The following is a 26170-nucleotide window of genomic DNA, read 5'->3' as shown; positions in this document are numbered from 1 at the left end:
ACGCGATCCTGTCGCCTTCTCTGCGGCGCGGCCTCATTAAGCCAAAAGCTTAATTTCCCCCCCTCCATAAATGATTACGTCATTCCTATATGAATCTGACTGAACTCAAGCAAAAGCCGATTACCGAACTGCTCGAATTGGCCGAACAGATGGGCATAGAAAATATGGCCCGTTCGCGCAAGCAGGACGTGATTTTCTCCCTGCTCAAAAAGCACGCTAAAAGCGGCGAGGAAATCTCCGGTGATGGCGTGCTGGAGATTCTCCAGGACGGCTTCGGCTTCCTTCGCTCCGCTGACGCTTCCTATCTCGCCGGCCCAGACGATATCTATGTCTCGCCGAGCCAGATCCGTCGCTTCAACTTGCGCACCGGTGACACCATCGTTGGCAAGATCCGTCCTCCCAAGGAAGGCGAGCGTTATTTCGCGCTGCTCAAGGTCGACACGATCAACTACGATCGTCCCGAGAACGCGAAAAACAAGATTCTCTTCGAGAACCTGACCCCGCTGTTCCCGACCGTGCGCATGAAGATGGAAGCCGGCAACGGTTCCACCGAAGACTTGACCGGTCGTGTCATCGACCTGTGCGCCCCGATCGGCAAAGGTCAACGCGGTCTGATCGTTGCACCGCCGAAAGCCGGTAAAACCATCATGCTGCAGAACATCGCAGCCAACATCGCGCGTAACAATCCTGAAGTTCATCTGATCGTATTGCTGATCGACGAACGTCCGGAAGAAGTGACCGAAATGCAGCGCACCGTGCGCGGCGAAGTGGTTGCCTCGACGTTCGACGAGCCGCCAACCCGCCACGTGCAGGTTGCCGAGATGGTGATCGAGAAGGCCAAGCGCCTGGTCGAACACAAGAAGGACGTGGTGATCCTGCTCGACTCCATCACTCGTCTGGCTCGCGCCTACAACACCGTGATCCCGAGCTCCGGCAAAGTACTCACCGGTGGTGTCGATGCCCATGCCCTGGAGAAACCGAAACGTTTCTTCGGCGCCGCGCGGAACATCGAAGAAGGCGGTTCGCTGACCATCATCGCCACCGCGCTGGTTGAAACCGGCTCGAAGATGGACGAAGTGATCTACGAAGAATTCAAAGGCACGGGCAACATGGAACTGCCGCTGGATCGTCGTATCGCCGAAAAACGCGTCTTCCCGGCCATCAACATCAACCGTTCCGGCACCCGCCGCGAAGAGTTGCTGACTGCCGACGACGAGTTGCAACGCATGTGGATCCTTCGCAAGCTGTTGCACCCGATGGACGAAATCGCTGCCATCGAGTTCCTGGTCGACAAGTTGAAAACGACCAAGACCAACGATGAGTTCTTCCTGTCGATGAAACGCAAGTAAGTCGAACAGGCCAAAAAGCCGGGGAAACCCGGCTTTTTGCTATCTGATTTTTGATGAACCGGCAGTTCGTGGTTCTGAATAGAGGGGTTCGGCGCTAAACTGCCACCCCCGAACGGCACGGCCAACACGAGGCTCACGCATGCAGTATCGCGACTTGCGCGACTTTATCAGCGGCCTGGAAAAGCGCGGCGAACTCAAGCGCATCCAGGTTCCGGTGTCCCCAGTGCTCGAAATGACCGAGGTCTGCGACCGCACCTTGCGTGCCAAAGGTCCGGCCCTGCTTTTCGAAAAGCCCACGGGTTATGACATCCCTGTGCTCGGCAACCTGTTCGGCACCCCTGAGCGCGTGGCGCTGGGCATGGGTGCAGAAGCGGTCAGCGAATTGCGCGAGATCGGCAAACTGCTGGCGTTCCTCAAGGAACCCGAGCCACCGAAAGGCCTGAAAGATGCCTGGTCCAAGCTGCCGATCTTCCGCAAGATCATCGCCATGGCGCCGAAAGTCGTCAAAGACGCGGTGTGCCAGGAAGTGGTCATCGAAGGCGACGACGTCGATCTCGCGATGCTGCCGGTGCAGACCTGCTGGCCCGGTGACGTTGGCCCGCTGATCACCTGGGGTCTGACCGTCACCAAAGGCCCGAACAAGGATCGCCAGAACCTCGGCATCTATCGTCAGCAAGTGATTGGCCGCAACAAGGTCATCATGCGTTGGCTGAGCCACCGTGGCGGCGCGCTGGATTATCGCGAGTGGTGCGAGAAGCATCCGGGCCAGCCGTTCCCGGTGTCCGTGGCGTTGGGCGCTGACCCGGCGACGATTCTCGGTGCCGTGACGCCGGTGCCGGACAGCCTCTCCGAATATGCCTTCGCCGGTCTGCTGCGCGGCAACCGCACCGAACTGGTGAAGTGCCGAGGCAACGACCTGCAAGTGCCGGCCACCGCCGAGATCATCCTCGAAGGCGTGATCCATCCGGGCGAAATGGCTGATGAAGGCCCGTACGGCGACCACACCGGCTACTACAACGAAGTCGACAGCTTCCCGGTGTTCACCGTCGAGCGTATCACCCACCGCATCAAACCGATTTACCACAGCACCTACACCGGCCGCCCACCGGATGAGCCGGCTATTCTTGGTGTGGCGCTGAACGAAGTGTTCGTGCCGATCCTGCAAAAGCAGTTCCCGGAGATCACCGACTTCTACCTGCCGCCCGAAGGCTGCTCGTACCGCATGGCCATCGTGACCATGAAGAAGTCGTATCCCGGCCATGCCAAGCGGGTAATGCTGGGTGTCTGGTCGTTTTTGCGACAGTTCATGTACACCAAGTTCGTTATCGTCTGTGATGACGATATCAACGCACGCGACTGGAACGACGTGATCTGGGCCATCACCACGCGCATGGACCCCAAGCGCGACACGGTGATGATCGACAACACGCCGATCGATTACCTGGACTTCGCCTCGCCGGTTTCCGGCCTGGGTTCGAAGATGGGGCTCGATGCCACGCATAAATGGCCGGGCGAAACCACTCGCGAGTGGGGCCGGGTGATCGTCAAGGACGAAGCCGTTACCCAGCGGATCGATGCCATCTGGAATCAGTTAGGAATAGATTGATGCGTGTAACCTTGCAGCCCTCCGGAGCAGTGCTACAGATTCTGCCCGGCGAGCGGATTCTCGATGGCGCGCGGCGTTTGGGCTACGAATGCCCGCAAAGCTGTCGAAACGGCAATTGCCACGTGTGCGCCGCACTGCTGGTGGAAGGGCGGGTCGAACAGGAAGGCGGTGTGCGCGACCATGGCGAGTTCTACACTTGCATTGCAGAGCCGCTGGAAGACTGCATCGTGCTGTGGGATGGCGTGCTCGCGCTGGGAGAATTACCGGTGCGCAGCTTGTCGTGTCAGGTCATTGAATGCAGGGACGTCGGCGGCGATACCTGGCGTGTGCGTCTGCGAGCGCCGGCCGGCAAGCCGCCGCGTTATCACGCCGGTCAGTACTTGATGATCGAGCGCGAGAATGGTGAGAAATCCGCGTTCTCCCTGGCTTCGGCACCGCATGGCGGGCGTGATCTGGAAATTCATGTACTGGCGCGCGAAAGCAGTGCGCTGAGCCTGATCGACCAGTTGCAACGCAACCCCATGGTTCGGATCGAAATGCCGTTCGGCGATACACATTTGGCGGAATTGCCCGATGGGCCATTGGTGCTCATCGCTGCGGGCACCGGCATGGGCCAGATTCATAGCCTGATCGAACATTGCCGTGCCACGGGCTTCAAACATCCAGTGCATCTGTATTGGGGCGTGCGTCGTCCCGAGGACTTTTATGAGGTCGAACATTGGGATGAATGGCTCAAGCTGCCCAATCTGTTCCTGCATAAAATCGTCAGCGATTCATGTGGCTGGCAGGGACGTTGCGGCATGTTGCACGAAGCGGTGTGTGAGGACTTTCCGGATCTGAAATCCTTGCATGTCTACGCCAGCGGCTCTCCGGCCATGGTCTACGGCACACTGGATGCTTTGGTCGAAGCCGGGATGGACGCCCATCAAATGCGCGCCGATGTATTTGCTTACGCCCCGCGATCCTAGGTGGGCGAGCCGTTCTAGAAGCGCACCCCAGTCGTCACCATGACGGCATTGAAGCCGAGCAACACCAGCTCGGCTGCAACCGGTCCGTAGTGTGCACCGATTGAAGGAATGATCACCGGCGCGACGCCGAAGTGATTCAGGGGGATCTTGTCCTTGGACTTGCCGCTGTAACCTTGTAGCAAACCACCACTCAATTTGATGTACACGGGATAGTCGGCGCTCTCGTAGCGTTTGCCCGCATACGCATAATATGAACGCTGGCTGAACGAGTTACGAAAAGTTGCGCCGCCAAACAACCAGCCGGACGCTTGCTCACGCTCAAGGCCGATGAGGTCCTGATTGTTATTGTGATCGGAGTCGTCGGAGTAGTGTTTGGTGTAGACGCTGGCCTGCAAATACCAGGAGCCCGTGTCTTTCCCGGCGGTATCTTCTGCCAGCGAAAGCCGCGCCATGAGCACCAGAAGTAGTCCGTAAATCCATGGTTTTTTCATTGTTCAGGCCTGTAAGGCAGTTTGGCTTGCGCCTGGGGTGGTCGTTATACGCAATACATACCGCAACGGGCAGATGGAAAAGCTGAACGATGTGTAGGAAGTTTCTCCTAAGTGGTCTTTATCCTAGACGCGCGAATGCTTATGTATATTTCATTCTGGTATTTAAGAGTTTTTCTAAATGGTATTAGGGTATATGGGCAGGCCTTCAGCTTCGGCATTTGATGGCTTATGGCGGCTCCGGAAGGTTGACTGTCTCTTAGCACTTTTCGTTTTAGTATTACTGCTATATGTTCTATGACGTGAATGTTGCTTATATTTTGTAATGATTGCAGGGCCGAAATTTCATCGCCATGAGTGCCATTGAATCTGCTTTTTTGAATCTGGCTTACCCTCCGCGGCTCGATCTGGGGCCGCAGCTCACGCACGAACAATTGCTCAGCTCGATGCAGTCGACGATGGCGCGCCACAAGGGCGGGCCGGTGTGGCTGTTCGCTTACGGCTCGCTGATCTGGCGTCCCGAATGCGCAGCGGTGGAGCGAGTGCGTGGTCGTGTGCATGGCTACCATCGCGGTTTGTATTTATGGTCCCACGAACATCGCGGCACACCCGAAGTGCCTGGGCTGGTATTCGGCCTGGATCGCGGTGGTTCTTGCAGCGGCTTCGCCTATCGCTTGCCTGAAGAACAACTTGAAGCCTCTCTTTACGCACTTTGGCAGCGCGAAATGCCATTCCCGTCCTATCGCCCACACTGGCTCAACTGCCGTCTTGAAGACGGAAGTCAGGTTCAGGCGTTGGGGTTTGTATTGGAGCGGCATCTGCCCAGCTATGCGGGCAACTTGCCGGATCACGTGCTGAGCCACGTTTTCGAAAACGCTTGCGGGCGTTACGGCACTACTCGCGATTATGTCGAGCAGACCGCCCACGCCCTGCGTAGCCACGCCATGCCAGACCGGAATCTGGAGGCGCGGCTCAAGCGCTGCAAATCAAAGGCCGATCAGGCGATTGCTTCGCGGCTCTGACTGGCGACTTGTTTGTGCCACAGCGTCGGCGCCAGGAAGGCCATCGCCAGTAAGCATGCGCCGATCAGCAGCACGAAACCGCCGTCCCAGCCGAAGTGGTCCACGGTGTAGCCCATCGCTGCACTGGCCGCGACCGAACCACCCAGATAACCGAACAGACCCGTGAAGCCCGCTGCCGTACCGGCGGCTTTCTTCGGAGCCAGTTCCAGCGCTTGCAGGCCGATCAGCATCACCGGGCCGTAAATCAGGAAGCCGATCGAGACGAGCGCGATCATGTCGACTGTCGGGTTGCCGGCCGGGTTGAGCCAGTACACCAAGGTCGCAATAGTCACCAATGCCATGAACACCATGCCGGTCAGGCCACGGTTGCCACGGAAGATCTTGTCCGACATCCAGCCGCACAGCAGCGTGCCCGGGATCCCGGCCCATTCGTAGAAGAAGTACGCCCACGAGGTTTTATCCACGTTGAAACCTTTGGCTTCTTTCAAATAGGTCGGTGCCCAGTCCAGTACGCCATAGCGCAGCAGGTAGACGAAGACGTTGGCCATGGCGATGTACCAGAGCATTTTGTTGCGCAGCACGTACTTGACGAAGATTTCCTTGGCGCCGAATTCGTCTTCGTGGCTGGCGTCGTAACCTTCGGGATAGTCGTTCTTGTACTTCTCGATCGGCGGCAGGCCGACCGATTGCGGGGTGTCGCGCATGGTCATGAAGGCAAACACCGCCACCGCCAGAGCGACCACTGCCGGTACGTAGAACGCAGCGTGCCAGTCATTGAACAAGCCCATGCCGAGCAAGAACAGCGGACCGATCAAACCGCCGCCGACGTTGTGCGCCACGTTCCACACGGACACCACGCCGCCGCGTTCCTTCTGCGACCACCAGTGCACCATGGTCCGGCCGCTCGGTGGCCAGCCCATGCCCTGAGCCCAGCCGTTAATGAAGAGCAGGATGAACATCATGGTGACGCTGGACGTAGCCCAGGGCGCGAAACCGAAAATGAACATCACCCCGGCCGAAACCAGCAGGCCGAAGGGCAGGAAGTAACGCGGGTTGGAGCGGTCGGACACCAGTCCCATGAGGAACTTCGACAGGCCGTAGGCAATCGCGATCGCCGACATCGCCAAACCCAGCTGACCACGGGTGTAACCCTCGTCGATCAGGTACGGCATGGCCAGGGAGAAGTTCTTGCGCAGCAGGTAATACCCCGCATAGCCAAAGAAAATCCCGGCGAAGATCTGCCAGCGAAGGCGTCGGTAGGTGCTGTCTATTTTTTCTTCAGGCAATGGAGCCTGATGTGCGGCAGGACGAAAGAAAGCAAACATTCAAAAGCTCCAGATTTCTTGTTTTGACTGCGGATGCGAATGTTACAGTTTCGTTACCGAAAATAGCACCGGTTCGCATCGGCCAAATAGCGGAAATGCTGAAGATTGAATGTTCTTTTATGAACATGTCGCTCAGGTATAAATGTAGGGCGTTGTGGGAAACATTACTTACAGGTCTACATGCCGCATTTCAGTACAGGGTAGGACGAGGCTTTGGGAAATGTCCTTCGTTTGAATGGGAAATAAGCGGTCTGAACAACTTCATTTGAAGTCCAGACCGCTTTATTGGGCTCAGCGAACCTGAACCACCACTTTCCCAACCGCTTTGCGCTGGCCAAGATCATTGATCGCCTGCGCCGCATTGCTCAGTGGATACACCTGCGACACCAGCGGCTTCAACTTGCCCTCGGCAAACCAGCCAAACAATTGCTGGAAGTTCGCCGCGTTGTCTTGAGGCTGGCGCTGGGCAAACGAGCCCCAAAACACGCCGACCACCGCTGCGCCTTTGAGCAGCGCGAGGTTCACGGGGAGTTCGGGGATGCGTCCGCTGGCGAAGCCGACCACCAGCAGGCGGCCGTTCCACGCAATGGCGCGGATGGCCTGGTCGAACAGGTCGCCGCCCACCGGATCGTAGATCACGTCGGCGCCCTGGCCATCGGTCAGGCGCTTGATTTCGTCCTTGAGACTGGTTTCGCTGTAATTGATCAGCTCATCGGCGCCGGCAGCCTTGGCCACCGCGAGTTTTTCGGCGCTGCTGGCGGCGGCGATCACGCGGGCGCCCATGGCTTTGCCGATTTCCACGGCGGCCAGACCGACACCGCCGGAAGCACCGAGTACCAGCAAGGTTTCACCCGGTTGCAGGTTGCCCCGTTGCTTGAGCGCGTGCATCGAAGTGCCGTAAGTCATGCTGAACGCGGCGGCGGTGTTGAAGTCCATCGATGGCGGGATGGACAGCACGTTGTAGCCCGGCACCGCGACCTGTTCAGCGAAACTGCCCCAGCCGGTCAGCGCCATGACGCGGTCGCCGACCTTGAGGTGGCTAACCTTTTCGCCTACTTCGCTGACCACGCCAGCCGCTTCGCCGCCCGGGGAAAACGGGAAGGGCGGCTTGAACTGATATTTGCCCTCGATGATCAGCGTGTCCGGGAAATTCACCCCGGCGGCGTGCACGTCCAGCAGGATTTCATTCTTCTTCGCGACAGGACTGGCGACGTCTTCCAGCACCAGCGATTCGGCAGGGCCGAAGGCTTTGCACAGCACGGCTTTCATCAGGGCTATTCCTTTGGGAGTGATGGCCGATAAGTGTAGGTGTGTGAGTCGATGGGTCAACGAGCATGCCCGGCCCTGATAGTCAGCCATAAGCTTGTGCTTGAGCGGCGGGTCGTTATGCTAGGCCGCAAACCGGATAAGGAGCGAATTGTGAAAGCGTGGATCATGTTGTTGCTGGCCCTGTCTCTGCCTGTGGCAGCGATGGCCGAAGAAGCCAAAGAAGGTGCAGCTCCGAAGGTTAATTACATCACCCTGAGCCCGCCATTCGTGGGCAACTATGGGCTGGACGGGACGCCGAAGCTCAAGGTCTACAAGGCCGATGTGGCATTGCGAGTGACCGGTGATGAGGCGACCAAACTGGTGAAAGCCAATGAGCCGTTGATTCGTAATCAACTGGTGGCGCTGTTTTCCCAGCAGACCACTGAAGCGATGAACAACGTCGAGGCCAAGGAAAAGCTGCGTCAGGAAGCCCTTAAGCAGACCCAGCAAATCATGAGCGACGAAACCGGCAACCCGGTGGTTGAGGATCTGTTGTTCAACAACCTGATCATCCAGTAAGAATTTTGTTGTCTGAACCGGCCTCATCGCGAGCAAGCTCGCTCCCACAATTGAACTCCAGTGGCTGCAAGTTTTGCATCCGACGCAGAACCCAATGTGGGAGCGAGCTTGCTCGCGATGGCATTCTGAAAAGCGCCGCAAATCTATGGCTTGAGCGCAATCACCGCAGCCCATTGCTCCGCGGTCACCGGCATCACCGACAGTCGCGAGCCTTTCTGCACCAGCGGCATCTCGGCCAGCGCGGTCTGCTGTTTCAGGTAATCCAGCTTAAGCACGTTGGGAAACGTCTCGACATGCGCGACATCGATCGCGCTCCAGGCGTTTTTCTCTGCCGTGGCTTTCGGATCGAAGTAATGACTCTCCGGCTCCAGCGCCGTCGGGTCCGGATACGCGGCTTCGACAATCTTTCCGATCCCGGCGATCCCCGGTTCGGGGCAGCTGGAGTGATAGAAGAAAAACTCGTCGCCCACGGCCATGGCCCGCAGAAAATTACGTGCCTGGTAGTTGCGAACCCCGTCCCAGCGCGCTTTGCCAAGCGTCTCCAGGCCCTTGATCGAGAGCTCGTCGGGCTCGGATTTCATCAGCCAATAAGCCATGGTTTTTGCTCCTTGCGAAGTGGGTGGGCAAGTTGTCAGGGAATTTTATGACAAACCGACGGTCGGTTGACGCCAGCGTTTGCGTGTCGGTTCACGTTGTCGCAAAATGCCGGCCTTCTAAGCTTGACGCTGCTGCACGGCCTACACCTACAACGGAAACCGCTGCTGTCATCGTGTTGATGTGCCTTTGGGGGGCAATCGATGAAACGCAAACCGGATTTACTATGGATTTTGGTTATTTTGTTCGGCCTCGGCGTCGTGACCACCGGCTATGCCCAAAGCCTGTGGAGCAACAAGACCGACGCTCCGATCGAAATCGCGCAGCAACAACAGCCGTCGGCCTTCAGACGCTGAAACTGTCTTCGGACGCCGCTGATTCCAGTGGCGTCTAGCCGGCGAAATACCGCGCCTTGTCTGTCACCGTTCCCTGTAACGGCACATCCCAGCTCGCTTGAGCCAATCGTTCGACCTTCTGACATTCATGGGCCAGCCCCAATAGCGTCGGCTTGCGCCAGTTTTTACGTCGTGCCAGGTACGCCAGGCTTCGATCATAAAAACCACCGCCCATGCCCAGGCGTCCGCCGACATCGTCAAATCCCACCAATGGCAACAGCACCAGATCGAGCGCCCAGACTTTGCGTTGCCGGGCGAGGTTGTGCCGGGGTTCGAGAATACGAAAGCGGTTGGGTTTCAGTTTTTCACCGGGGCGAATTCGCTGGAACACCATTTTGGTTCGTGGCCAGGCGCTGAGCACCGGCAGATACGTTGCCTTGCCCCGACGTTGAGCGGCACGCAGCAAAACACGCGGATCGATTTCACCGTCGGTGGGCAGATACAGGGAGATGTGTTTTGCGCGGCGAAACAGCGGCTGCTGGGCCAATTGCTTGTACAGCCCGCGAGCGGCCTGGCGTTGCTGACTGGGAGTCAGTGCGCGGCGGGCCTTGCGCAGCATGCGTCGAAGTTGCGGGCGGGGCAGCAGCGCAGGTTCGGTCATGGATTCGGCTTCGGCAGTACGAGTACGTAAAGCGTACCCGTAAAAAAGCCGATGCCGGTATTTAAACCGGCATCGGACTGGAATCAGGCTCCCCGGATGTACCGCTGTCGACTTAGCCCTTGAACCCGAAAGTTCAAGGTGGAAGATGCAGTAGGCTTTAAGGCTTTCCGTCTAGCGGACATGCACACCAGCCCAACGTGCAACCTCCAGGGTATAGCAAATCGGCTCAGGGACATCGCCAACTGGCAAGCACCCCAGGGAGTGATGCGAGTATACCCCAAGCGGTTTCGCGTTTCAGCCCTTGGTGACGTCCGGATCGGTTGCAAGCACCAGATCGACGCGATCCAGCAGGTCGCGAACCTGCTCGCGGGTCGAGCCGCTGGCCTGTACATCCGGGCGTTCTTCCTTGTGCAGAAGATCGTGGGTGATGTTCAGGGCGGCCATCACGGCGATGCGATCGGCGCCGATGACTTTGCCGCTGCTGCGGATTTCGCGCATCTTGCCGTCCAGGTAACGGGCGGCGCTCACCAGGTTGCTGCGTTCTTCCTGGGGGCAGATGATCGAATACTCTTTATCGAGGATCTGCACGGTAACGCTATTGCTTGAACTCATGAGTCTTGCTCCAGGGCCTTGAGGCGCGAAATCATTGATTCGACCTTACGCCGGGCGATTTCGTTCTTTTCAATGAGGTGAGCGCGTTCCTCGCGCCAGGTCTTTTCCTGAGCTAATAGGAGTCCGTTTTGACTCTTTAGTTGCTCGACGCGGGTAATTAGCAGTTCGAGTCTGGCCATCAGCGCTTGCAGGTCGGTGTCTTCCATTGTGTCCACTGAATTTGTGCTTGATGAGTGGTAGCTGGCGGACAGCCTTTAATAGTCTTGGCGAGTCTGTCGATGTAGGATACAAGGCCTTCATTCTAGACATAGCGCCGTCTGGCGCCTAGCTGCCCATGCCCATTCAGAATTCCCCGTACCAAGCCTTCGCCAAACTGCTGACTTCCAGCGGTCATAATGTCTCGCCTGCCGAACTGCATGGCCTGTTGCTCGGCCGCAGCTGCGCTGGTGCCGGTTTCGATGCCGAAGGCTGGCTGGTCGATGCCGCCGAGCTGCTCGAAAGCGAGCCGCAGGATAATGTCCGCAACGCCTTGATCGGCTTGCAGGAGATGGTCAAGGGCGAGCTCACCGGCGACGACGTGACCGTCGTTCTGCTGCTGCCGACCGATGACGAACCACTGGCCGACCGCGCCGCCGCACTGGGCCAATGGTGCCAGGGTTTCCTCAGCGGTTTTGGCCTGAACTGCCGTGACAGCAGCATGCTGAGCACCGAGGCCACCGAAGTACTTCAGGACCTGGCGGCTATTTCACAGGTGCAAGACGCTCTGGAAGAGTCCGACGACGGCGAAAGCGATTACATGGAAGTGATGGAGTACCTGCGCGTCGCGCCGCTGCTGCTGTTCACCGAAAACAAAAAGCCGGACGCGCCGGCTGCCGCCAAACCGTCGTTGCATTAATCGCGCGCCAGGGAAAGCCATCTGCCCATGATTCATATCCCGAAATCGGAATACAGCCGTCGCCGCAAGGCCCTGATGGCGCAGATGGAACCCAACAGCATCGCCATCCTGCCCGCCGCCGCCGTTGCGATCCGCAACCGCGACGTCGAGCACGTCTACCGTCAGGACAGCGACTTCCAGTACCTCAGCGGTTTTCCAGAGCCTCAGGCGGTCATCGTTTTGATGCCTGGACGTTTACATGGCGAATACATACTGTTCTGCCGTGAACGCAATGCCGAGCGAGAGTTGTGGGACGGCCTGCGCGCCGGGCAGGAAGGCGCGATTCGCGACTTTGGCGCCGACGACGCCTTCCCCATCACCGACATCGACGACATACTGCCGGGCCTGATCGAAGGTCGTGACCGGGTGTATTCGGCCATGGGCAGCAACCCGGAATTCGACCGGCACCTGATGGACTGGATCAACGTGATCCGCTCTAAAGCGCACCTCGGCGCCCAGCCGCCGAACGAATTCGTTGCCCTGGATCATCTGCTTCACGACATGCGCCTGTATAAATCGGCGGCAGAAGTGAAAGTGATGCGCGAAGCCGCACGGATTTCCGCACAGGCACACATCCGCGCGATGCAGGCCAGTCGTGTGGGGCTGCATGAGTTCAGCCTCGAAGCCGAGCTCGATTACGAATTCCGCAAAGGCGGGGCGAAAATGCCGGCCTACGGTTCGATCGTCGCCGCAGGGCGCAACAGCTGCATCCTGCATTACCAGCAGAATGACGCGGTGCTCAAGGACGGCGATCTGGTACTGATCGATGCCGGTTGCGAAATCGACTGCTACGCCAGCGACATCACCCGCACCTGGCCGGTCAATGGCAAGTATTCAGCGGAACAGAAGGCAATCTACGAGCTGGTGCTGGCGTCGCAAGAAGCCGCGTTTGCCGAAATCGCCCCGGACAAACACTGGAATCAGGCCCACGAAGCCACGGTCCGGGTGATTACCGCCGGTCTGGTGAAGTTGGGCCTGTTGCAGGGCGACGTCGACGAGTTGATCGCCAGCGAAGCCTATAAAGCGTTCTACATGCACCGCGCCGGCCACTGGCTGGGCATGGATGTGCATGATGTCGGCGAATACAAGGTCGGCGGCGAATGGCGTGTGCTGGAAGTCGGCATGGCGCTGACCGTGGAACCGGGCATCTACATTGCCCCGGGCAACCAGAACGTAGCGAAGAAATGGCGCGGCATTGGCGTGCGCATCGAGGACGACGTAGTGGTCACCAAAACCGGCTGTGAAATCCTGACCAAAGGCGTACCGAAAACGGTCGCCGAGATCGAGGCCTTGATGGCCGCCGCGCGGACACAAGCGGCATGAGTCGAGTCAATCTGGCAATCATCGGTGGGGGGCTGGTCGGCGCCAGTCTGGCGTTGGCACTGCAGGCCGGGGCCAAGGCTCGTGGCTGGAAGATCGTGCTGATCGAACCGTTTGCCCCCGGCGACACCTATCAACCGAGCTACGACGCCCGTTCTTCGGCGTTGTCCTACGGCGCCAAGCAGATTTATCAACGCTTGGGCGTGTGGCAGGAAATCTCCCGCCGCGCCGAGCCGATCAAACAGATTCATGTCTCCGACCGTGGACGCTTCTCCACCGCGCGATTGTCAGCGATGGAAGAGGGTGTTCCGGCGCTGGGTTATGTGGTGGAAAACGCTTGGCTCGGCCAATGCCTCTGGCAAGGTCTGGACAAGGACGTGATCAGCTGGCGTTGCCCGGCGGAAGTCACGCGCATGGAGCCGCTGACCGATGGCTATCGCCTGACCCTCAATGACGAAACCACTCTGGAATGCGATCTTGCGGTGCTGGCTGATGGCGGCCGTTCCGGCCTGCGCGAGCAACTGGGGATCGGCATCAAAAAGCGCCCGTATAACCAGAGCGCGTTGATTGCCAACATCACGCCGAGTGAAGCGCACAACGGCATGGCCTTCGAGCGTTTCACCGATGACGGGCCGATGGCCTTGTTGCCATTGCCGGAAAACCGCTGCGCACTGGTCTGGACTCGATTGGGCATGGACGCGCAACGGCTCGCGGCCCTCGATGAAAAGAGCTTCCTCAGCGAGTTGCAAGGCGTGTTCGGTTATCGCCTCGGCACTTTGAAGCAGGTTGGCGCGCGGCATTTGTACCCGCTGACATTGATCGAGGCCGAAGAGCAGGTGCGTCCGCACCTGGCGATTCTCGGCAATGCTGCCCACAGCCTGCACCCGATTGCCGGGCAAGGTTTCAACCTGTCTTTGCGTGATGCTCAAGCGCTGGCCGATGCGTTGCTGGCCAGCGAAACATCTCCCGGAAACTTTGCGACCTTGCAGGCCTACCGCGAGCGTCAGCGTCTGGATCAGAACCTGACCGTGGGTTTCTCCGATCAGGTCACCCGTTTGTTCGGCAGCACTCAACCATTGGTTTCCCTGGGCCGCAACATCGGTCTGCTCGGGCTGGACCTGTTGCCGCCGGCCAAACGCTGGTTCGCCCGGCAGGCTATGGGTTTGGGAACGCGTCCCGATGCTTAAGTGGCTGACCAACAAGTTCGGCAAAGCGCGGTTGATGTGTTGGGTGATGAGCTACTACCCACCGTACCTCGGCGCCGGGGTCCGAGTGAGATACATCAGTGATGATTTCCGTGACATCCGGGTGTCCATGGGCTTGGGCTGGTACAACCGAAATTACGTCGGCACCCAGTTCGGTGGCAGCCTGTACTCGATGGTTGATCCGTTCTACATGCTGATGCTGCTGGAAAACCTCGGACCGAAGTACATCGTCTGGGACAAAGCCGCCGACATCGATTTCATTGCGCCGGGCAAAGGCCCGGTCTTCGCCAGCTTCAGAATCGACGATACCTTGCTCGACGAAATCCGTCGGCAGACAGCGGATGGCGAAAAGTACCTGCCGCAATTGCAGGTCGATATTCATGACGGCGCCGGCACTTTGGTGGCGCGGGTCGGAAAAACCCTTTACGTGCGGCTCAAGCCGCAAGCGAGACAGGCTTAAAGCATGGAAATGCGCGCAGATCTGCTGATTGTCGGGGCCGGAATGGTCGGCAGCGCCCTGGCGCTGGCGTTGCAGGACAGCGGGCTGGAAGTCCTGCTGCTGGACGGCAGCCCCCTGAGCGTCAAACCCTTCGATGCCCAGGCTTCGTTCGAACCGCGAGTGAGCGCCTTATCGGCTGCCAGCCAGCGGATTCTTGAACGTCTGGGCGTCTGGGACGGCATCGCCAATCGGCGCAGCAGCCCCTACACCGACATGCAGGTTTGGGACGGCAGCGGCACCGGGCAGATTCATTTTTCGGCAACCAGTGTGCATGCCGACGTGCTGGGGCATATCGTCGAGAACCGCGTGGTTCAGGACGCCTTGCTCGACCGCTTGCACGACTGCGATCTCGGAATGTTGGCCAACGCGCGCCTGGAGCAAATGCGTCGTTCCGGCGATGACTGGCTGCTGACCCTGGCCGATGGCCGCACCTTGCGCGCACCTTTGGTGATCGCAGCGGATGGCGCCAATTCCGCCGTTCGGCGTCTGACCGGCATGGCGACGCGCGAGTGGGACTACATGCACCACGCGATTGTCACCAGCGTGCGCAGCACCAAACCTCATCAACTGACCGCGTGGCAGCGCTTCACCGACAACGGTCCGCTGGCGTTTTTGCCGCTGGAGCGTGATGGTCAGCAGGATTGGTGTTCGATCGTCTGGTCGACCACACCGAGCGAAGCCGAACGCCTGATGGCGCTGGATGACGACGGTTTCTGCAAAGAGCTGGAGCGGGCCTTCGAAGGCCGACTCGGTAAGGTGCTCAGCGCCGATCCACGTCTGTGCGTACCGCTGCGGCAGCGTCATGCCAAGCGTTATGTGGCTGAAGGTCTGGCGTTGATCGGTGATGCGGCGCACACCATTCACCCATTGGCCGGGCAGGGCGTGAACCTTGGTTTTCTCGATGCCGCCGTGCTGGCCGAAGTGCTGTTGCAAGCGGCCACGCGCGGCGAGCGTCTGGCTGATGTGAAAGTGCTCAGCCGTTACGAACGTCGGCGCATGCCCCACAACCTGGCGTTGATGGCGGCGATGGAGGGCTTCGAGCGCCTGTTCCAGGCTGATCCGTTGCCGATTCGCTGGTTGCGCAATGCCGGGTTAAAGATGGTCGACCAAATGCCCGAAGCCAAGGCGCTGTTCGTGCGTGAGGCGCTGGGGTTGACCGGGGATCTGCCGGCACTCGCCAAGGCCTGAGTATTCACTGTGTCTGATGGCCCCTTCGCGAGCAGGCTCGCTCCCACATTTTGAAATGCATTCCAAGTGTGGGAGCGAGCCTGCTCGCGAAGGCGGGGTACCTCCACCATCAATTTCAGGCTGTGCAACATCTGGTAACGCCTCCGCGAACTGTTCGATTGAGAAGCGAAATGTGAGTCCATATCATTTGGCTTCAATTTTTCAATCGAGAGATCGCACCCATGTTGGTACCGAAGCGTCTACTGACCGCGCTCGCCCTGACCCTGATTGGCAGCACCGCTGCCCAGGCCGCTGATGAGGTGGTGGTTTACTCCTCGCGTATCGACGAGCTGATCAAACCGGTCTTCGATGCCTACACCGCGAAAACCGGCGTGCAGGTGAAGTTCATCACCGACAAGGAAGCACCGCTGATGCAGCGGATCAAGGCCGAGGGCGAGAACGCCACCGCGGATCTGCTGCTGACCGTCGATGCCGGCAACCTCTGGCAGGCCGAGCAAATGGGCATCCTGCAACCGTTCACCTCCAAGGTGATCGACGCCAACATCCCGCTGCAATACCGCTCATCCGCCCATGCCTGGACTGGCCTGAGTCTGCGGGCGAGGACCATCGCTTACTCCACCGATCGGGTGAAACCCGGTGAGTTGACCACCTACGAAGGTCTGGCCGACAAGAACTGGGAAGGCCGCCTGTGTCTGCGTACGTCGAAGAAGGTCTACAACCAGTCCCTGACCGCCACCATGATCGAAGTCCATGGCGCCGACAAAACCGAGAAGATTCTCAAGGGCTGGGTGAATAACCTGTCCACCGACGTGTTCTCGGATGACATCGCGGTGCTGGAGGCCATCAACGCGGGTCAATGCGACGTCGGTATCGTCAACACGTACTACTACGGTCGTCTGCACAAGCAGAAGCCTGACCTGGCGGTGAAGCTGTTCTGGCCGAACCAGGGCGACCGTGGCGTGCACGTGAACCTGTCGGGCATCGGCCTGACCAAACACGCCCCGCACCCGGAAGCGGCCAAGGCCCTGGTGGAATGGATGACCACACCTGAAGCGCAGAAGATCTTTGCTGACGTGAACCAGGAATTCCCGGCCAACCCTGCGGTTCAGCCTTCTGCAGAAGTGGCGAGCTGGGGCAAGTTTGTGGCTGATACCTTGCCCGTGGAAATTGCCGGCAAGCGTCAGGCTGAAGCGATTCGGATGATGGATCGGGCGGGTTGGAACTGAGTCCAGCGCGTTAAAGATCAAAAGATCGCAGCCTCGTTTCACTCGACAGCTCCTACATTGGGATGGTGTACCCATGTAGGAGCTGTCGAGTGAAACGAGGCTGCGATCTTTTTGCGGTTTTCCTAAATTCCACGATTTATCCGCGAGAGACCTTCCTTGGCCCACCCCGCCCAACGCCGCTGGTATCCCCTGGTCTTCGCCATCGCTGCGCTGGTCCTGCTGCCCCTCAGCGTTTTGCTGTTGTCATGGCAAACCATCGATCATCAGATCTGGTCCCACCTATGGGATACCCAGATGCCGCGCCTGCTGGGCAATACCCTGACCCTGGTGCTCGGCGTCGGTATCGGCGTGACGTTCCTGGGTGTGAGCCTCGCCTGGCTCACCAGCCTCTGCGAATTCCCCGGTCGGCGTTGGCTGGACTGGGCGCTGATGCTGCCATTTGCCATTCCCGCCTACGTGCTGGCATTCGTCTTCGTCGGCCTGTTGGATTTTGCCGGCCCCGTGCAAACCCTGTTGCGCGAATGGTTCGGCTCGGGTTTGAGGTTGCCGCGCGTGCGCTCTACTGGCGGCGTGATTCTGGTCCTGGTGCTGGTCTTCTATCCCTACGTTTACTTGTTGGCGCGAACCGCGTTCCTGGCTCAGGGCAAAGGCTTGATGGAAGCCGCGCGAGTCCTGGGGCAATCCCCATGGCAGGCGTTCTGGCGAGTCGCGTTGCCCATGGCGCGCCCGGCCATCGGTGCTGGCGTGGCGCTGGCGCTGATGGAAACCCTGGCGGATTTCGGTGCGGTATCGGTGTTCAACTTCGACACGTTCACAACCGCGATCTACAAGACCTGGTACGGATTCTTCAGCCTCTCCACCGCCGCGCAACTGGCCAGCCTGTTGCTGTTGGTGGTGATGATCGTGCTGTACGGCGAGCGCCGTGCTCGCGGGGCCAACCGGACGAGTAACGAACGACCACGGGTCAAGGCGCTGTATCACCTGCGCGGTTTCAAGGCGCTGGCGGCCATGAGTTGGTGCGGTCTGGTGTTCGCCTGCGCTTTCGTCATTCCAGTACTTCAACTGGTGGTGTGGTTCTGGCAGCGCGGGCGCTTCGACCTGGATGAGCGTTACGCAGGGCTGATCGTCCATACCCTGTACCTGGGTGGCATGGCGGCGCTGATCACCGTCAGTGTTGCTTTAGTACTGGCGTTTGCCCGGCGTCTGGCCCCGACCCGAGCGATCCGCACCGGCATCAGCCTGGCCAACCTCGGCTACGCCTTGCCGGGTTCGGTGCTGGCGGTGTCGATCATGCTGGCCTTCAGTTACCTGGATCGCGAAGTGGTGATCCCGTTGTCGGGTTGGCTGGGGGGCGCCGGCAAGCCATTGCTGCTGGGCAGCCTGTCGGCGTTGTTGCTGGCCTACCTGGTGCGTTTCATCGCGGTGGCTTATGGGCCGCTGGAAAGTAGTCTGGCGCGAATACGGCCATCTTTGCCCGAAGCGGCACGTAGCCTGGGCGTCAGTGGGCCACGACTGTTTTTCAAAGTGTATCTGCCGTTATTGCTGCCAGGAACGTTGAGCGCTGCGTTGCTGGTGTTCGTCGATGTGCTCAAGGAAATGCCCGCGACCCTTCTGATGCGCCCGTTTGGCTGGGATACGCTGGCGGTGCGGATCTTCGAAATGACCAGCGAAGGCGAGTGGGCGAGGGCCTCGTTGCCGGCCCTGACCCTGGTTTTGGTCGGGCTGTTACCGGTCATCGGATTGATTCGACGTTCAGCGCATCGAAACGCCTAGGTGCCAGTCCTACACCTTGAGGCTACAATGCGCGGCATTCGGTGCGGTCCGTCCTACGGATCAGGTCGCTGAAATCGGCTGCAAGCCTTCTATTTCAAGGCTTACAGCCGTGCAGCACCGGCCCGCATCTTCGCCACGCCCGGAAGGAGAAACCCATGGGACAGCGCACGCCTCTGTATGACCTTCATCTCGCCCTCGGCGCGAAGATGGTCGATTTTGGCGGTTGGGATATGCCTTTGCATTACGGCTCGCAGGTCGAGGAACACCATCAGGTGCGTCGCGATTGCGGGGTTTTCGATGTATCCCACATGACCGTAATTGATGTCAGTGGCCTTCAGGCCAAGGCCTGGCTCCAGCATTTGCTGGCCAATGACGTCGAACGTCTGCACAGCCCTGGCCGTGCCTTGTACAGCACCATGCTCAACGAGCGCGGCGGCATCGTCGACGACATGATCGTCTACCGTCTCGAGGAGGGTTATCGGCTGGTGGTCAACGCCTCCACCCGCAATCAGGACCTCGCCTGGATGCAGGCCCATATCGACGGTTTCGATGTGCAGCTCAACGAGCGCTCCGAGTTGGCGATGCTGGCCATTCAAGGTCCTCAGGCCCGGCACAAAATCTCCGAGCTGGTGACCCAGTCCCGCGGCAACCTGATTCAGATGCTCAAACCCTTCGAAGGCCAGCCTGATGGTGACTGGTTCATCGCACGCACGGGTTACACCGGCGAAGATGGCCTGGAAATCGTTCTGCCAGCGAATCAAGCGCCAGGATTCTTTAACGATCTGGTGGGCGCGGGGATCTCGCCGATCGGCCTCGGGGCGCGCGATACTCTTCGGGTCGAAGCCGGTATGAACCTCTACGGTCAGGACATTCATCAAGACGTTTCACCACTGGCCTCCAACATGGCCTGGAGCATTGCCTGGGAACCGGCCACTCGCCAGTTCATCGGTCGTAGCGCTCTGGAAGCCGAGCGGGCGGGTGGCGTGCAGCACAAACTGGTCGGTCTGGTCCTTGAAGAGCGTGGGGTTTTGCGCGCTCATCAAGTAGTCCGCATCGCCAATGTTGGCGAAGGGGAGATCACCAGTGGTAGTTTCTCTCCTACGCTTAGCAAGTCGATAGCACTGGCGCGCGTGCCGATGGCAACAGCCGACCGCGCAGAAGTGGAAATCCGTGGCAAGTGGTACCCGGTCCGAGTGGTCAAACCGACCTTCGTACGCCATGGCAAAACCTTGATCTAACTTTTTTTGGCGGGCAACGACCGCTGACAATTCTCTTGAGGACACAGAACATGAGCGATATTCCTGCCGACCTGCGTTTTGCCGAAAGTCACGAGTGGGCCCGTCTCGAAGCCGATGGCAGCGTCACCGTGGGCATCAGCGATCACGCTCAGGAAGCCTTGGGCGACGTGGTGTTCGTTGAGCTGACCGAAGTCGGAACAGTCTTCGCTGCCGGTGATCAATCCGGTGTAGTGGAGTCGGTTAAAGCCGCTTCGGACATCTACTCCCCGGTTGCCGGTGAAGTGATTGCCATCAACGAAGAACTGAGCGCTAACCCTGAGTTGCTCAACTCCGACCCGTACGGTGCCTGGATCTTCAAGCTCAAGCCAAGCAACGCTGGCGATCTGGACAAGCTGCTGGATGCCGCCGGTTACAAGGCTGCCATCGGCGAATAATCGTCGCCTTGCGAAATCCATGTGGGAGCGAGCCTGCTCGCGAAAGCGGTGTGTCAGCAAACAGTTATGCCAACTGACACTCCCACTTCGCGAGCAGGCTCGCTCCCACAGGGTCTATGGATTTAGTACGGACTTCACCGCTGCGACTGACCGCTCAACATCCGCTTTCGTCATGGCGGTGAACATCGGCAGTGAAACGATCAGGCGACCGACCCGCTCGGCCACCGGAAACATCCCTTCCTTGAACCCGCGCTCGCGATAAATACTCAGCAGGTGAATCGGCGGGTAGTGATAGCCGATGCCGATACCCAATGCCTGCATCTGCTCCATGAAAGTAGCCCGTGCCGGTTGGCTATCCCTGCGCTCAGGCAGCACCAGCTGAAACAAATGCCAGTTGCTGTTCTCGAAATCCGCCGGGGGCAGTTGAGCCCCATACAACGCTTCGAAATCCTCGCCAAAACAAGCGAAATAGTGCCTGGCCAGTTCACGGCGATGGGCTGTGATTGCTTCGATATGAGCAAACTGTCCCAGACCAATGGTCGCTGCAACATCGGTCATGTTGAACTTACCGCCCAGCACATCGACATCCAGACCATCGAAGCCGCTACGGGTGACGCCCTGTAAACGGTACTTTTGCGCCAGTCGCACTTCCTCGTCATTGTTCAATACCAGGCAACCGCCCTCAGACGAGGTGACGTTCTTGTTCGCCTGGAAACTGAAGGACACGAAATCGCCGGTTGAGCCAATGCGTTGGCCGTTCCAGCTCGAGCCCAAGGCTTGCGCGGCGTCTTCGACAATCCGCAATCCGTGTTTTTTGGCGATCGCATACAACCGGCTCATGTCCACCGGCAAACCGGCGAGGTACACGGGAATGATCGCTTTGGTGCGCGGGGTGATTGCCGCTTCCAGCTGATCCAGGTCGATGTTGCGGGTGATCGGGTCAATGTCGGCAAACACCGGCGTCGCGCCGACTTCCAGAATGACGTTGGCGGTGGCAACCCAGGAAATCGGTGTGGTGATCACTTCATCGCCCGGCCCGATACCGGCAATGCGTAAGGCGATTTCCATGGTGCAGGTGCCGGAATTGAAGGTGCGCACCGGGCGCCCGCCAAAATACTCCGAGAGTTGCGCTTCAAAAGCCTGGACCTTGGGGCCGCTGGTAATCCAGCCCGAGCGCAATACGTCACCCACAGCGGCAATCGTGGCTTCGTCGATGGTGGGTTTGGAAAACGGCAGAAATGGCAATTGGCTCATGAGCTGTAGAGACCCGATGGCGGACGTTAATGTTGGCGCCGAACATGATGATCCGGATTGGTCGACGGCGCCACGCCATCCGCTCGGGTATCGACTGCTATGCTGGTTTGACCGTGTTGCATCGACGTTGAGCGCCAGTCAAGAGAGAGCCCGTCATGTCCCAGTTGCCGTCCTTGAGCCAGTTACGCGACCCCAATGCCTTCCTTCGCCGCCACCTCGGGCCCGATGCCGCCGAGCAACAGGCGATGCTCGACAGCCTCGGCCTCGGCAGCCGGGTCGAGTTGATCGAGCAGACGGTGCCGCCGGGAATCCGCCTGAACAGGCCGCTCGACCTGCCGCCCGCCCTCGACGAAGAAGCCGCGCTGGCCAAACTGCGCGGTTACGCCGAGCAAAACCAGGTCTGGACCAGCCTGATCGGCATGGGCTACCACGGCACCCTCACGCCGGCCGTCATTGTGCGCAACGTGCTGGAAAATCCCGGTTGGTACACCGCGTACACACCGTATCAACCAGAGATCGCCCAAGGGCGGCTCGAGGCGCTGCTGAACTTCCAGCAATTGACCATCGACCTCACGGGCCTGGAACTGGCCAACGCCTCGCTGCTGGACGAAGCCACGGCGGCGGCGGAAGCCATGGCACTGGCCAAGCGTGTCGCCAAGTCCAGAAGCAATCTGTTCTTCGTCGACGAAAACTGTCATCCGCAAACCATTTCCGTGGTGCAGACCCGAGCAGAAGGGTTCGGCTTCGAGCTGATCATCGACACTGTGGATAACTTGAAACAGCACCAGGTGTTCGGTGCACTCCTGCAATATCCCGACACCCACGGCGAAATCCGCGATCTTCGTCCATTGATCGATCATCTGCATGCGCAGCAAGCCTTGGCGTGTGTCGCAACCGATCTGCTGAGTCTGCTGTTGCTGACGCCACCGGGGGAGTTGGGCGCCGACGTGGTGTTCGGTTCATCCCAGCGTTTCGGCGTGCCCATGGGTTACGGCGGACCTCACGCGGCGTTTTTTGCCAGTCGCGATGAATACAAACGGGCGATTCCCGGGCGAATCATCGGCGTGTCGAAGGACGCTCGTGGCAACGTCGCTTTGCGCATGGCCCTGCAAACCCGCGAGCAACATATTCGCCGGGAGAAAGCTAACTCGAACATTTGCACCGCTCAGGTGCTGCTGGCCAACATTGCCAGTTTCTATGCGGTCTACCACGGTCCGGAAGGGCTCAAACGCATTGCCCAACGCGTCCATCGGCTGACCAGCATCCTCGCCGCTGGCCTGGAGCGCCACGGCATCACCCGCCTTAATGAACACTTTTTCGACACGCTGACGCTGGAAGTCGGTGGTACTCAGACCGCAATCATCGAAAGCGCTCAGGCTGCACAGATCAACTTGCGCATTCTCGGGCGTGGGCAGTTGGGTCTGAGCCTCGACGAAACCTCTGACGAATCCACCGTCGCGAAGTTGTTTGATGTGTTCCTCGGTTCTGATCATGGGCTTAACGTCGACGAACTGGACGCTGAAGCTCTTGCTTCCGGCATTCCCGCAGGTCTGCTGCGTACCTCGCCTTATCTGCGTCACCCGGTGTTCAGCGCCCATCACAGCGAAACCGAGATGCTGCGCTACCTCAAGCAACTGGAGAACAAGGACCTGGCGCTCAATCAATCGATGATCCCGCTGGGCTCCTGCACCATGAAGCTCAACGCCACCAGCGAGATGATCCCCATTACGTGGCCGCAGTTCGCCAACCTGCACCCGTTTGTGCCGAAAGAGCAGGCGGTCGGTTATTCGCTGATGATCGAAGAACTGGAGCGCTGGCTCTGCGCAATTACCGGTTTCGACGCGATCTGCATGCAGCCCAACTCCGGGGCCCAAGGCGAGTACGCCGGGTTGCTGGCGATCCGCAAATATCACGAGAGCCGCCATCAGGGCGCACGAGATATTTGCCTGATTCCGTCCTCGGCCCACGGCACCAACCCGGCTTCGGCGCAGATGGCCGGGATGCGGGTGGTGATCGTCGAATGCGACGAGGCGGGCAACGTTGATCTGGATGACCTCAAAGGCAAAGCAGCCGAGGCGGGCGACAAACTCGCCTGCCTGATGGCGACGTATCCTTCTACCCACGGCGTATACGAGGAAGGCATCAGCGAAATCTGCGAAGTTATCCACAGCCACGGCGGCCAGGTGTATATGGATGGCGCCAACCTCAACGCTCAGGTCGGGCTGGCGCGTCCGGCGGACATCGGCGCCGACGTGTCCCACATGAACTTGCACAAGACCTTCTGCATTCCACATGGTGGCGGCGGCCCGGGCATGGGGCCGATTGGTGTGCGGGCGCATCTGGCGCCATTCGTGGCCAATCACCCGGTGGTGCCGATTGACGGGCCACTGGCGCAAAACGGCGCAGTCAGTGCGGCGCCCTGGGGCAGTGCGAGCATTCTGCCGATCAGCTGGATGTACATCGCGATGATGGGGCCGCAATTGGCGGATGCCAGTGAGGTGGCGATCCTCGCCGCGAATTACCTGGCGCAGCACTTGTCCGGGGCGTTTGCGGTGCTTTACACCGGGCGCAACGAGCGGGTGGCTCACGAATGCATTCTTGACCTGCGGCCACTCAAGGCGCTGACCGGGATCAGCGAGGAGGACGTCGCCAAGCGGCTGATGGACTATGGCTTCCATGCGCCGACCATGTCGTTTCCGGTGCCGGGGACGTTGATGGTTGAACCGACCGAAAGTGAATCGAAGGCAGAGCTGGACCGGTTTATCGGGGCTATGCTGAGTATCCGTGCGGAAATTACCGAGGTGCAGAACGGCAACTGGCCGGCCGATGACAACCCGCTGAAACGTTCACCGCATACCCTGGCGGATATCACCGGGGTTTGGGAGCGGCCCTACAGCATCGAGCAGGCGGTTACACCGGATGCTCACACCAAGGCGCATAAGTACTGGCCTGTGGTGAACCGTGTCGATAACGTTTACGGCGACCGGAACCTGTTTTGCGCTTGCGTCCCGGTGGACGATTACCGCTGACAGGGTTTTGCAGCGGGCAAAAAAATGCCGCTCATGGAGAGCGGCATTTTTTTGAGTCATGAATCAGAACGACATCCGCGCTTCAACGTAAAGATTCTGCTCTCGTAGCTTGCCCTTTAGTTGTTCGTCCCGTGCATTGATGCGGTTGGCGAAGGTGTTATAGCCGGTTTCAACCTTACCCATGTCGACATAGCGGTAGCCGGTGCCGACGGTAATTTGCCGGGTCAGTTTGAGGTCTGCACCGACGCCCAAGTTGTAGGCGAAATTGTTTTGGGTATTGTTGGCAAATCGACGTGAAGGGTTGGACTGGTAACCTTCGGAATTGATATGGGCCACGCCTGCGCCGGCCATGGCGTACAGCGATAGGCTTTGGGTCAGGGGGAAGTCCTTATAGGCATTGAACATCAGGCGCTTGGATGAGACCTGCATGTTGTTAACGTTGGCGTTGAATGGCGCCCAGTAACTCTTGAATTCTGAGTCCTGCTTGATGGTGTACTCGCTTTCCAGACGCCAGCCACCTATGAACTCATAGCCGAGCGCAACGGAGCCGCCGACATCTTTGTTGCGTTCCGGACTGACGATTCGGTTGTTCACCCTGGGACTTGTGAGCAGGGCGTCGGCAAGGTCTTGCTGGACGCTCTGGATTTTTATCGAGCCGTACAGGCCTTCGGCTTGGGAAACGTGACTGTAGGCGGCCAGCAGAAGTAAAGATAAGACTGGTTTTTTCATGTGAGTCGATTCGCTTGTGGGGGTAATCCGAATCGACAAAGTTTGAGTTCGCACGTCTGGCGCTCATATCAGAGCTTTCATCAGTAGGTCGGCGAAAACTCGTCTGTATGTCAGTGTTTTGGCGTTAGCCTACGTAGGAAAAAGCTGTGCAATTTCTGTGGTTCAAAAAAATGCCGCTCAGTGAGAGCGGCATTTTTTATTCAGCAACAACGCTTATTCCGAAGCCACGGCATTCTTCGCCAGGATCGCGTTCGCCAGTTCCATGTCCGTGGCCTGCAGGCCAGGGTTGTCGGCGCGGACTTTCTGCATCGCGGCCTCCAGGTATGGGCCGCGAATGCCGCCGTCGCTGGCTACAAAGCTGCCGGCATCGTCCTGGGCAGCAACGATCAGTTTGTGATCCTTGAAGGTCAGGTAGGTCGAACCGGTGGTCGCACCGGACGAGATGACGTTACGCCAAAAGCTATCAGCCATCGCCGAACCGACAGGAAGGGACAACAAGGCGATGGTAGCGACAGCAAGTTTGAGACGCATATTGGGTGACTCCACTGGGTTAA

26 protein-coding genes and 1 other RNA gene are annotated in these 26170 nt (G+C 59.1%); 16 read left to right on the top strand and 11 right to left on the bottom strand.

Annotation, left to right across the window (positions count from 1 at the left end):
- Positions 1-89 precede the first annotated feature (89 nt).
- The 3 genes from rho (at position 90) to EAH74_RS01825 (ending at position 3923) form a co-directional block, all read left to right on the top strand.
- Positions 90-1349, top strand: coding sequence for a transcription termination factor Rho (rho, locus tag EAH74_RS01835; RefSeq protein WP_007942421.1), 1260 nt, complete (start codon positions 90-92; stop codon positions 1347-1349).
- A gap of 139 nt (positions 1350-1488) precedes the next feature.
- Complete coding sequence (gene ubiD / locus EAH74_RS01830; protein WP_046045118.1) at positions 1489-2955, top strand: 4-hydroxy-3-polyprenylbenzoate decarboxylase; 1467 nt, start codon at positions 1489-1491, stop codon at positions 2953-2955.
- Positions 2955-3923: a CDP-6-deoxy-delta-3,4-glucoseen reductase gene (locus EAH74_RS01825; RefSeq protein WP_140675335.1), complete on the top strand. Its 969-nt coding sequence runs from the start codon at positions 2955-2957 to the stop codon at positions 3921-3923. The genes ubiD and EAH74_RS01825 overlap by 1 nt, the downstream gene beginning before the upstream one ends.
- A 14-nt stretch (positions 3924-3937) precedes the next feature.
- Here EAH74_RS01825 and EAH74_RS01820 read toward each other — a convergent pair whose 3' ends face one another.
- Positions 3938-4414, bottom strand: a complete 477-nt coding sequence (locus tag EAH74_RS01820) for a sn-glycerol-3-phosphate transporter (protein WP_170206232.1) — start codon at positions 4412-4414, stop codon at positions 3938-3940.
- A gap of 350 nt (positions 4415-4764) precedes the next feature.
- Between EAH74_RS01820 and EAH74_RS01815 the strand changes: the two genes are divergently transcribed.
- Complete coding sequence (locus EAH74_RS01815) at positions 4765-5433, top strand: gamma-glutamylcyclotransferase (RefSeq protein ID WP_129440131.1); 669 nt, start codon at positions 4765-4767, stop codon at positions 5431-5433.
- Here the strand turns inward: EAH74_RS01815 and glpT are convergent.
- Both glpT and EAH74_RS01805 read right to left on the bottom strand, forming a co-directional pair.
- Positions 5409-6758 carry a glycerol-3-phosphate transporter gene (gene glpT, locus EAH74_RS01810; RefSeq protein ID WP_140675332.1) on the bottom strand — a complete coding sequence of 450 codons (1350 nt, stop codon included), beginning with the start codon at positions 6756-6758 and terminating at the stop codon, positions 5409-5411. The genes EAH74_RS01815 and glpT overlap by 25 nt on opposite strands.
- A 291-nt stretch (positions 6759-7049) precedes the next feature.
- Positions 7050-8027 carry an NADPH:quinone oxidoreductase family protein gene (locus tag EAH74_RS01805; RefSeq protein WP_140675329.1) on the bottom strand — a complete coding sequence of 326 codons (978 nt, stop codon included), beginning with the start codon at positions 8025-8027 and terminating at the stop codon, positions 7050-7052.
- Between the two features lie 150 nt (positions 8028-8177).
- On the opposite strand from EAH74_RS01805, the gene EAH74_RS01800 reads away from it, so the two are divergent.
- The gene (locus tag EAH74_RS01800) at positions 8178-8585 is read left to right on the top strand and encodes a flagellar basal body-associated protein FliL (protein ID WP_140675326.1); all 408 of its coding nucleotides are present in this window, start codon (positions 8178-8180) and stop codon (positions 8583-8585) included.
- A 143-nt stretch (positions 8586-8728) separates the two neighbouring features.
- Here EAH74_RS01800 and EAH74_RS01795 read toward each other — a convergent pair whose 3' ends face one another.
- The gene (locus tag EAH74_RS01795) at positions 8729-9181 is read right to left on the bottom strand and encodes an EVE domain-containing protein (RefSeq protein ID WP_140675323.1); all 453 of its coding nucleotides are present in this window, start codon (positions 9179-9181) and stop codon (positions 8729-8731) included.
- A 201-nt stretch (positions 9182-9382) separates the two neighbouring features.
- Between EAH74_RS01795 and EAH74_RS01790 the strand changes: the two genes are divergently transcribed.
- Positions 9383-9535 (top strand): hypothetical protein, encoded by a 153-nt coding sequence (locus EAH74_RS01790; protein ID WP_140675320.1) that lies wholly within the window; start codon positions 9383-9385, stop codon positions 9533-9535.
- Positions 9536-9569: 34 nt separating this feature from the next.
- Here EAH74_RS01790 and EAH74_RS01785 read toward each other — a convergent pair whose 3' ends face one another.
- The 4 genes from EAH74_RS01785 to EAH74_RS01770 form a co-directional block, all read right to left on the bottom strand.
- A complete protein-coding gene (locus tag EAH74_RS01785; protein ID WP_140675317.1) occupies positions 9570-10175 on the bottom strand; it encodes a 5-formyltetrahydrofolate cyclo-ligase in 606 nt (201 codons plus the stop codon).
- An 85-nt stretch (positions 10176-10260) separates the two neighbouring features.
- Positions 10261-10439, bottom strand: a non-coding RNA gene (gene ssrS, locus EAH74_RS01780) — 6S RNA.
- A gap of 30 nt (positions 10440-10469) precedes the next feature.
- A complete protein-coding gene (locus tag EAH74_RS01775) occupies positions 10470-10787 on the bottom strand; it encodes a cell division protein ZapA (RefSeq protein WP_007942435.1) in 318 nt (105 codons plus the stop codon).
- Complete coding sequence (locus tag EAH74_RS01770; protein WP_007982902.1) at positions 10784-10993, bottom strand: TIGR02449 family protein; 210 nt, start codon at positions 10991-10993, stop codon at positions 10784-10786. The genes EAH74_RS01775 and EAH74_RS01770 overlap by 4 nt, the downstream gene beginning before the upstream one ends.
- Before the next feature lie 128 nt (positions 10994-11121).
- Here EAH74_RS01770 and EAH74_RS01765 point away from each other — a divergent pair, with 128 nt between their 5' ends.
- The 9 genes from EAH74_RS01765 to gcvH all read left to right on the top strand — a co-directional run bounded on the left by EAH74_RS01765 (position 11122) and on the right by gcvH (position 20604).
- Positions 11122-11682 carry a YecA family protein gene (locus EAH74_RS01765; protein WP_102616160.1) on the top strand — a complete coding sequence of 187 codons (561 nt, stop codon included), beginning with the start codon at positions 11122-11124 and terminating at the stop codon, positions 11680-11682.
- 27 nt (positions 11683-11709) lie between these two features.
- Positions 11710-13044, top strand: a complete 1335-nt coding sequence (gene pepP, locus EAH74_RS01760) for a Xaa-Pro aminopeptidase (protein ID WP_140675315.1) — start codon at positions 11710-11712, stop codon at positions 13042-13044.
- Positions 13041-14228: a 2-octaprenyl-6-methoxyphenyl hydroxylase gene (gene ubiH, locus EAH74_RS01755; RefSeq protein WP_140675312.1), complete on the top strand. Its 1188-nt coding sequence runs from the start codon at positions 13041-13043 to the stop codon at positions 14226-14228. The genes pepP and ubiH overlap by 4 nt, the downstream gene beginning before the upstream one ends.
- Entirely contained in the window at positions 14221-14706 is a 486-nt protein-coding gene (locus EAH74_RS01750) for a DUF4442 domain-containing protein (RefSeq protein WP_140675309.1), read from the top strand. The genes ubiH and EAH74_RS01750 overlap by 8 nt, the downstream gene beginning before the upstream one ends.
- 9 nt (positions 14707-14715) lie before the next feature.
- Positions 14716-15933, top strand: coding sequence for a 2-octaprenyl-3-methyl-6-methoxy-1,4-benzoquinol hydroxylase (locus EAH74_RS01745; protein WP_170206234.1), 1218 nt, complete (start codon positions 14716-14718; stop codon positions 15931-15933).
- Positions 15934-16154: 221 nt separating this feature from the next.
- On the top strand, positions 16155-17159 hold the full coding sequence (locus EAH74_RS01740; protein WP_140675302.1) for an extracellular solute-binding protein: 1005 nt from the start codon (positions 16155-16157) through the stop codon (positions 17157-17159).
- 156 nt (positions 17160-17315) lie between these two features.
- Positions 17316-18932, top strand: a complete 1617-nt coding sequence (locus EAH74_RS01735) for an ABC transporter permease (RefSeq protein WP_140675299.1) — start codon at positions 17316-17318, stop codon at positions 18930-18932.
- 155 nt (positions 18933-19087) lie between these two features.
- On the top strand, positions 19088-20170 hold the full coding sequence (gene gcvT / locus EAH74_RS01730; RefSeq protein ID WP_140675296.1) for a glycine cleavage system aminomethyltransferase GcvT: 1083 nt from the start codon (positions 19088-19090) through the stop codon (positions 20168-20170).
- A gap of 50 nt (positions 20171-20220) precedes the next feature.
- The gene (gene gcvH / locus EAH74_RS01725) at positions 20221-20604 is read left to right on the top strand and encodes a glycine cleavage system protein GcvH (protein WP_074871817.1); all 384 of its coding nucleotides are present in this window, start codon (positions 20221-20223) and stop codon (positions 20602-20604) included.
- A 114-nt stretch (positions 20605-20718) separates the two neighbouring features.
- Here gcvH and EAH74_RS01720 read toward each other — a convergent pair whose 3' ends face one another.
- Positions 20719-21858 (bottom strand): DegT/DnrJ/EryC1/StrS family aminotransferase, encoded by a 1140-nt coding sequence (locus tag EAH74_RS01720; protein WP_140675293.1) that lies wholly within the window; start codon positions 21856-21858, stop codon positions 20719-20721.
- A 155-nt stretch (positions 21859-22013) separates the two neighbouring features.
- Between EAH74_RS01720 and gcvP the strand changes: the two genes are divergently transcribed.
- The gene (gene gcvP, locus EAH74_RS01715; protein ID WP_140675290.1) at positions 22014-24887 is read left to right on the top strand and encodes an aminomethyl-transferring glycine dehydrogenase; all 2874 of its coding nucleotides are present in this window, start codon (positions 22014-22016) and stop codon (positions 24885-24887) included.
- Positions 24888-24950: 63 nt separating this feature from the next.
- Here gcvP and EAH74_RS01710 read toward each other — a convergent pair whose 3' ends face one another.
- On the bottom strand, positions 24951-25616 hold the full coding sequence (locus tag EAH74_RS01710; RefSeq protein WP_140675288.1) for an outer membrane protein: 666 nt from the start codon (positions 25614-25616) through the stop codon (positions 24951-24953).
- Between the two features lie 213 nt (positions 25617-25829).
- Complete coding sequence (locus EAH74_RS01705) at positions 25830-26147, bottom strand: DUF2388 domain-containing protein (protein WP_010466645.1); 318 nt, start codon at positions 26145-26147, stop codon at positions 25830-25832.
- Between the last annotated feature and the right edge of the window lie 23 nt (positions 26148-26170).

Origin of the sequence: Pseudomonas mandelii, from assembly GCF_006438925.1 — a bacterium.
Lineage (GTDB): Bacteria > Pseudomonadota > Gammaproteobacteria > Pseudomonadales > Pseudomonadaceae > Aquipseudomonas > Aquipseudomonas mandelii_C.
Note: the sequence above shows the minus strand (reverse complement) of the source record. Positions and strands in the feature narration are given on the sequence as shown.

Coding starts and splice junctions, on each gene's coding strand:
- EAH74_RS01785 (WP_140675317.1), bottom strand. CDS start 10,175: ATGACCGAACCTGCGCTGCTGCCCCGCCCGCAACTTCGACGCATGCTG.
- gcvH (WP_074871817.1), top strand. CDS start 20,221: ATGAGCGATATTCCTGCCGACCTGCGTTTTGCCGAAAGTCACGAGTGG.
- EAH74_RS01750 (WP_140675309.1), top strand. CDS start 14,221: ATGCTTAAGTGGCTGACCAACAAGTTCGGCAAAGCGCGGTTGATGTGT.
- ubiD (WP_046045118.1), top strand. CDS start 1,489: ATGCAGTATCGCGACTTGCGCGACTTTATCAGCGGCCTGGAAAAGCGC.
- glpT (WP_140675332.1), bottom strand. CDS start 6,758: ATGTTTGCTTTCTTTCGTCCTGCCGCACATCAGGCTCCATTGCCTGAA.
- gcvT (WP_140675296.1), top strand. CDS start 19,088: ATGGGACAGCGCACGCCTCTGTATGACCTTCATCTCGCCCTCGGCGCG.
- pepP (WP_140675315.1), top strand. CDS start 11,710: ATGATTCATATCCCGAAATCGGAATACAGCCGTCGCCGCAAGGCCCTG.
- EAH74_RS01820 (WP_170206232.1), bottom strand. CDS start 4,414: ATGAAAAAACCATGGATTTACGGACTACTTCTGGTGCTCATGGCGCGG.
- EAH74_RS01805 (WP_140675329.1), bottom strand. CDS start 8,027: ATGAAAGCCGTGCTGTGCAAAGCCTTCGGCCCTGCCGAATCGCTGGTG.
- EAH74_RS01705 (WP_010466645.1), bottom strand. CDS start 26,147: ATGCGTCTCAAACTTGCTGTCGCTACCATCGCCTTGTTGTCCCTTCCT.
- EAH74_RS01710 (WP_140675288.1), bottom strand. CDS start 25,616: ATGAAAAAACCAGTCTTATCTTTACTTCTGCTGGCCGCCTACAGTCAC.
- EAH74_RS01795 (WP_140675323.1), bottom strand. CDS start 9,181: ATGGCTTATTGGCTGATGAAATCCGAGCCCGACGAGCTCTCGATCAAG.
- EAH74_RS01765 (WP_102616160.1), top strand. CDS start 11,122: ATGCCCATTCAGAATTCCCCGTACCAAGCCTTCGCCAAACTGCTGACT.
- EAH74_RS01740 (WP_140675302.1), top strand. CDS start 16,155: ATGTTGGTACCGAAGCGTCTACTGACCGCGCTCGCCCTGACCCTGATT.
- gcvP (WP_140675290.1), top strand. CDS start 22,014: ATGTCCCAGTTGCCGTCCTTGAGCCAGTTACGCGACCCCAATGCCTTC.
- EAH74_RS01825 (WP_140675335.1), top strand. CDS start 2,955: ATGCGTGTAACCTTGCAGCCCTCCGGAGCAGTGCTACAGATTCTGCCC.
- EAH74_RS01815 (WP_129440131.1), top strand. CDS start 4,765: ATGAGTGCCATTGAATCTGCTTTTTTGAATCTGGCTTACCCTCCGCGG.
- EAH74_RS01770 (WP_007982902.1), bottom strand. CDS start 10,993: ATGGAAGACACCGACCTGCAAGCGCTGATGGCCAGACTCGAACTGCTA.
- EAH74_RS01745 (WP_170206234.1), top strand. CDS start 14,716: ATGCGCGCAGATCTGCTGATTGTCGGGGCCGGAATGGTCGGCAGCGCC.
- rho (WP_007942421.1), top strand. CDS start 90: ATGAATCTGACTGAACTCAAGCAAAAGCCGATTACCGAACTGCTCGAA.
- ubiH (WP_140675312.1), top strand. CDS start 13,041: ATGAGTCGAGTCAATCTGGCAATCATCGGTGGGGGGCTGGTCGGCGCC.
- EAH74_RS01790 (WP_140675320.1), top strand. CDS start 9,383: ATGAAACGCAAACCGGATTTACTATGGATTTTGGTTATTTTGTTCGGC.
- EAH74_RS01775 (WP_007942435.1), bottom strand. CDS start 10,787: ATGAGTTCAAGCAATAGCGTTACCGTGCAGATCCTCGATAAAGAGTAT.
- EAH74_RS01720 (WP_140675293.1), bottom strand. CDS start 21,858: ATGAGCCAATTGCCATTTCTGCCGTTTTCCAAACCCACCATCGACGAA.